General features: G+C 74.7%; 2 protein-coding genes. Both read left to right on the forward strand.

The annotated features are described in order from the left end of the window. A partial coding sequence (locus AB0B57_RS36660) for an acyltransferase domain-containing protein (RefSeq protein WP_357081030.1) occupies nt 1-6,423 on the forward strand: 6,423 nt, incomplete at its 5' end. Beyond that, nucleotides 6,420-6,730 (forward strand): beta-ketoacyl synthase N-terminal-like domain-containing protein (locus AB0B57_RS36665; protein WP_357081033.1); only part of this gene is annotated, 311 nt, incomplete at its 3' end. The genes AB0B57_RS36660 and AB0B57_RS36665, both read left to right, overlap by 4 nt.

Consider the following 6,730-nt stretch of genomic DNA (forward strand, 5'->3'; position numbering starts at 1 on the left):
ACCCACGCCCTCACCGCCCTCACCACCAACACCGAACACCCCCACCTCACCCACCACCACACCCCACCCACCACCACCACCCACATCACCTTCCTGGTGCCGGGCCACGGCACGCCGCTACGCGGCGCCCTGGCCGAGCTCTACCAGGACGACCCGCTCATCACCGCGGCACTGGACTCGCTCGCGGACGCGGCCGGGCCGGCCGGCAAGGCGGGGATCAACGTCCTGCTCGACCCCTCGAACGGATCCGCGGACCGCGAGGACCCGCGCCACACCCAGTCCGCGCTCTACGCGCTGGCCTGGACACTGGCCGCCTGGTGGCGGGCGCACGGGATCGTCCCGCAGACCGTCCTCGGACACAGCGCGGGCGCGTACGCGGCGGCCGCACTCGCCGGAATCGTCTCGCCGCAGGACGGCGCCCGTCTCAGCGCCGTACGCGGGAACCTCATCGCGGACCTGCCGGGCGACGGCACGATGCTCGCGGTGTTCGGCGACCCGGCACGCCTGACCAGCCTGGCACCCGTCGCCAACGGCACCGTCCACCTAGCCCTGCGCAACAGCCCTCGGGAGACGGTCATCGCCGGACCGTCCGACGCCGTCGACGAGTTCGCGGCGCTGGCGGCGGAGGAGGGCCTGCGCACGGTGCGGCTGCCCGTGCCGGTCGCCTTCCACACCGCGCAGGTGGAGCCGATGCTCGGCGCGCTGGGCGAGGCATTCGCGCAGACCGCCCTGCGACCGGCCACGGTGCCGTTCGTGTCGGACACCACCGGGCTGCTCGCCGGGCCCGAGGTGGCCACCCCGGAGTACTGGGTCCGGCACAGCCGCGCGCCCATCCACTTCGACGAGGCCCTGCGGACCGCCCTGGACCGGGGAACCACGATCCTGATCGAGTTGGGGCCGGGCGGCCTCCTTGCCTCGGCGGCGGCGGTCGCGGCCGCCAGCGGCGCCGAGTGGACCTGCGTCCCCTCGCTGCCCCGAACGACCGAACCGCGCCGGCGACTGGTCGAGGCGCTCGCCCGGACCTGGGTCGCCGGCGGGCCGGTCGACTGGTCACCGCAGACCACCCGTCCGGAGGTGCTGCCGGACCTTCCCCGGTACCCCTTCGAACGCCGCGAGCACTGGCTCCCGAAACAGCGTCCGGCCGGCCCGGGCACCGTCGCGGCCCACTCGGTCAACGGCACGACAGGTGCAGCCACGGACGCACGCTCCCCCGCGCCACGCCCCCTCCCCGTCGCGGCGGCGGTCGCGGACCCGGCCCGGGTCGGCGACCTGGTCCACCGGTTGCAGGCCGAACTGTCGGCGGTGCTCGGGCTGCACCGCCCGGAGGAGCTCAGCCCCGACATCGGCCTGTTCGACCTCGGACTCACCTCGGCGATGACCATGCAGATCCGTACGCGCCTGGAGGGCGAACTCGGGCTGGGACTGCCGGTGACCCTGGTCTTCGACCACCCCACGATCCGCCGGCTGGCCGAGTACCTGGCTCGGATCGAGCCGTCCCCGGTCGACGTCCGAGTGCCCGTACCCGCCCCCCGACCGGCCGTCGAGCCCGCCCCGCGCGCACCGCGACCCGGCGCCGCCGAACCGCTCGCGATCGTCGGCATGGCGTGCCGGCTGCCCGGTGGTGCGGTCGATCCCGACTCGTTCTGGCGGCTGTTGAGCGACGGGCGCGACGCGACAGGCGACGTGCCCGGCGACCGCTGGGACACGCCGGCCCGGTCCGACGGCGCCGCCTCGTACGGACGGCGCGGCGGCTTCCTGGAGAGCCCGGTCGACGGGTTCGACGCCGCCGCCTTCGGCATCTCGCCCCGCGAGGCGCGCAGCATGGACCCGCAACAGCGTCTGCTCCTCGAAGTCTCCTGGGAGGCGCTCGAAGACGCCGGCGTCCGGGTCGAGACGCTCGACGGCTCCGCGACCGGCGTGTACGTCGGCATCAACACCTCCGACTATCTGCAGCTGCTCGCGGCGCACCCGGCCGCCGCCGACGACCCGTACCTGGCCACCGGCAACACCTTCAGCGTGGCCGCCGGGCGCCTGTCGCACCTGCTGGGCACGCACGGCCCGAGTCTCGCCGTGGACACGGCGTGTTCGTCGTCGCTCGTCGCCGTGCACCTGGCCGCCCGCAGCCTGCGCTCCGGCGAGACGGACCTGGCGGTCGTCGCCGGCGTGAACCTCATGCTGTCCCCGCTGACCACGGCGAGCCTGACCCGGATGCGCGCGCTGGCCCCGGACGGGCGGTGCAAGTCCTTCAGCGCCCAGGCCGACGGCTACGGTCGCGGCGAGGGCTGCGGGGTCGTCGTCCTCAAACGGCTCGCCGACGCGCAGGCCGCCGGTGACCAGATCTGGGCGCTGGTCCGGGGTTCCGCGGTCAACCAGGACGGCCGCAGCGCCGGGCTGACCGTGCCGAACGGGCGCGCGCAGGTCGCGGTGCTGCGCGACGCGCTGCGCGACGCGGGAGTACGGCGCGACGAGGTCGGCTACGTCGAGGCGCACGGCACCGGCACACCGCTGGGCGACCCGTTGGAGATCAGCGCCCTGGTCGACGCGCTGCGCCCGGAATCCGATCGCCACGACGCGCTCTGGGTCGGCTCGGTCAAGACCAACATCGGGCACCTGGAGGCGGCGGCCGGCATCACTGGTCTGATCAAGGTGGCGCTCGCCCTGCGCCATCGCCAGATCCCCGCCCACCTGCACTTCGAACAGCCGAGCCCGCACATCCCGTGGGGGGAGATCCCCGTCCGGATACCCGCGCGGCCCGTCGAGTGGGAGCCGCGGCACGGTTCCCGGATCGCCGGAGTCAGCTCGTTCGGCTTCAGCGGCACCAACGCGCACGTGCTGCTGGAGCAGGCACCGGAATCCGCGCAGACGCCAGAATCCGCGGCGACGCCGGGCTCCGGGCCACCCTCGTCTCGCCCCGACCAGCCGGACACCCAGTTGCTGCTGTTGTCCGCACACTCGCCCGAGGCGCTCGACGACACGGCTGAGGCGTACCGGCGGATGTTCGAGCAGGCACCCGACGGCGCGTTGGTCCTCGCGGACGTGACCCGCACCGCCGCGCTGCACCGCACGCACCTGCCGTACCGGCTGTCCGTGGTCGCCGACTCCGCGAAGCGGGCGGCGGACCTGCTGGCCCGATCGACGGAGGCCGGACGCGGCGTGCGCGACCGGCGCGAAGCGGGCGCCGGCGGGCGGGAGAACCTGACCGGCGTCCGCCACGGCGTCGCGCGCCGCGACGGCCGCGACCGCCTGATCGTCGTCTACTCCGGGCAGGGCTCACAGTGGCCCGGCATGGGCCGTGCCCTGGCCCGCCATCCTGCCGTCGACGAGGTCATCGAGCGCTGCGACGCGGTGGTGCGCCGGCTCGCCGGCTGGTCGCTGCGCGACGAGTTGTTCGCCGGTCCGGAGCGGTCGCGGCTGGACGACACGGTCGTCGCCCAGCCCGCGATCTTCGCCGTCCAGGCGGCGATCACCCAGGTGTGGCACGCCTGGGGTGTACGGCCCGACGCGGTGATCGGCCACAGCGTGGGCGAGATCGCCACCGCCTACGCGGCCGGCTGCCTCACTCTGGAACAGGCCTGCGAGGTGGCGGTACGACGCGCGGCGGCGATGGGTGCCACCCGGGGCGGCGGGATGATGGCGGTCGTCGGGCTGGACCGGCGGGAGACCGCCGAGATGATCGCTCCCTACGGCACGGCGGTGTCGATCGCGGCGGTGAACAGCCCACGCAACACCGTCGTCGCGGGCACCCGCCCGGCCATGGTGGAGCTGGCGGGTGCGCTCCGCTCCCGGGGCGTGTTCTGGTCGACAGTCCAGGAGGAGTACGCGTTCCACACGCCCGCGATGGCGGGCTCCGCACAGGCGCTGCGCGCGGAACTCGGGGACCTCGCCCCGGCACCACCGACGTTGGCCGTGTACTCGACGGTGACCGGCGGGCCCGCGGAGGCAGGCTTCGCCGACGCCGACTACTGGGCGCGCAACGTCACCGGACCCGTGCTCTTCACGGAAGCCCTGCGCGGGGCCGCGGGGGCGGCACACCACGTCGTGCTGGAGGTCGGCGCGCACCCGGCTCTGGCCACCCCCATCCTGCAGTGCCTGGACGGGTACGGGACCGGGGTCGTCGCGGTCGAGTCGATGCGCGCGCACCACGACGGCCGCACGTCGATGCTCGACGCCGCGGGAGCGCTGCACGTCCTCGGCCACCCGCTGGACCACGCGGCGCTGCAACCCGACGACGGCCGACGGGTCCGGCTGCCGAACTATCCCTGGCAGCGGGAGCGGTTCTGGATTCCCGATCGGCCGACCTGGCCCTGGCCGACGCGCGGTGCGGAGGCCTCCCCACCGGCCGCCACGTCGAATGGGCGTACGTCGTCGAATGGGCGCACGCCGCAGCGGAGCGGTCCCGAGCGGGACGTCCAGAACGACGTCGACGCGTCCCTGTACGAGGTCGCCTGGCAGCCGGACTCCCGGGATCCCGCCTCGGCGAACGGCACCGGTGGTTCCGGGGACGCCGGCTGCTGGGTGCTGACCGGCGCCGGCCCGGACGGCGTCGCGGACCGGCTGGCCGCGCTCCTTGAGGCGGCAGGTCACACCTGCGTCCTGGTCCGGTCACAGACGCTGAGCCCACACGACGGGTTCTCCGCCGTGACGGAGGCGATCCGCGGCGCCGGTGACACACTGCGCGGCGTCGTTCACCTTGCCGCGCTGGACGCCGATCCGGCCCTGCGGACGCCCGGGCCGGAGTGGAACGAGGCACTCAGCACCTCGTGCGGCCCGCTGCTGACCGCGCCGCGGTCGCTGTCGGCACCCGGTATCGCGGCCGGCGCACGCCTCTGGGCGGTCACCCGCGGTGCTGTCCCGGCCGGCGACGCGCCGTGCGTGCCGGTGCTGGCACCCGCGTGGGGGCTCGGACGCGCCGTGTCGATGGAACAGCCGGGCGTCTGGGGTGGCCAGATCGATCTCGATGCGCGGTACCCGGACCCCGACGCGGAGGCCGCGACGATCGCCCGCGAGATCCTCCACCCGGACGCCGAGGACCAGGTCGCGTACCGCGCCGGACAGCGGATGGTTCCCCGGCTGGTACGAGTCGACGCCGGGCGAAGTTCCGGCGACGTCGTACCCGCGCCCCGCACGCTCGACCCCGAGGCCGCGTATCTCGTCACCGGCGGTCGCGGGGCACTGGGCGTGCTGTTCGCCGAATGGCTGTACCGACGTGGGGCGCGGCACCTGGTCCTGCTGGGCCGCGGCCCGCTGGCGCGGGAGAGAACAGCAGCCGGACAGGCCGACCCGGCGGACGCCGAACGCCACACCCTCGCCGCCATCGAACGGCTGCGCCGCGACGGTGCCACGGTGTACACCCCGGACGGCGATGTCGCCGACCCCGTGGCAATGCGCGCGGTCTTCGACCCGCACCGTGCGCCGTGGCCGGCCGTCCGTGGTGTGATCCACGCCGCGGGCCTGTTCGAACTCCGGCCGCTGGCGGACATCGACTGGGCCGGGTTCCGCGCGATCCTGCGGCCGAAGGTCGAGGGCACGCTCGTCGTCGCCGCCGCGGCCGAGGATGCGGCGCTCGACTTCTTCGTGTCCTGCGGCTCGGCCTGGTCGGTCTTCGGGGCCGCGCTCGCCGGGCACCTCGTGGCCGCGTGCCATTTCCAGGACGTCTTCGCGCACGACCGCGCGCAGCGCGGCTATCCCGCCCTGACCGTCGACTGGGGCTGGTGGGCCGACGGCTCACTCGCCCGGGAGCACGGCGAGTCCTTCCGGGCCACCGGGACCGCGCCGGTGAGCCGGGACCTCGGCTTCGCCGCGCTGGACCGACTCACCGGTGTGGCCCCCGACGAGGCCCCGATCCGATGCCAGGTCACGGTTGCCCCGTTGGACTGGAACAGGCTGCTCCCGGTGCTGGAGGCGAAGCGCTCGCGGCCGATGTTCGCGGCGATGCGCCCGACCGGCGAGACGGCCGGCGCCCACGACGAGGAGTTCGCCCGCCGACTGCGTGCGGCCGGCGACTCGACGGCCGGCGTCCGGATGCTGGAGGACGCCGTACAGGTCGAACTCGCGGTGGTCCTCGGCCGGCCGGCCGGGTCCCGGATGGACCGCGCACTCGGCTTCTTCGACGCCGGGATGGACTCGATCACCAGCGTCGAGTTGCGCGACCGGCTCGCCCGGCGGCTGGGCACCGATGTGCCCGCCACCGCGGCCTTCGAGAACCCCACGGTCGCGGCCCTGGCCAGATTCCTGCTGTCGGAGCTGATCGGCGGGCCACCGGAGTCACCGGGCCCGTCCCCGAACGGCGCGACCGAGCCGGCGGCGCACCCGGCCGAGCCGGCGGTGGACCTGGCCGGGCTGGAAGCGGAGCTCGCCCACCTGGGCGAGGACGACCTGTTGGGGCTCCTCAAGCAGGAACTGGACACGGGAGGCACCGCATGAGGGCCGTCGACGCGACCGCAGCGCCCGAGGAGCGGGACAGTCGCTCGGAGCGCGAGGACGTGCTCCGGCGGGCGCTGCTGGAGTTGCGGGTGGCGCGGGCGGAGGCCGCCGCCCTGCGGGCGGCGCGCACCCAGCCGATCGCGGTGGTGGGCATCGGGTGCCGCTTCCCCGGCGCCGACGGCCCCGAGGAATTCTGGCGACTACTCACCGAGGCACGCACCGCCATCACCCCCATCCCCACCGACCGCTGGGACAACGACCGCTACTACCACCCCGACCCCGACACCCCCGGCCACACCTACGCCCG

Source organism: Micromonospora sp. NPDC049101, from assembly GCF_040648675.1.
GTDB lineage: Bacteria > Actinomycetota > Actinomycetes > Mycobacteriales > Micromonosporaceae > Micromonospora.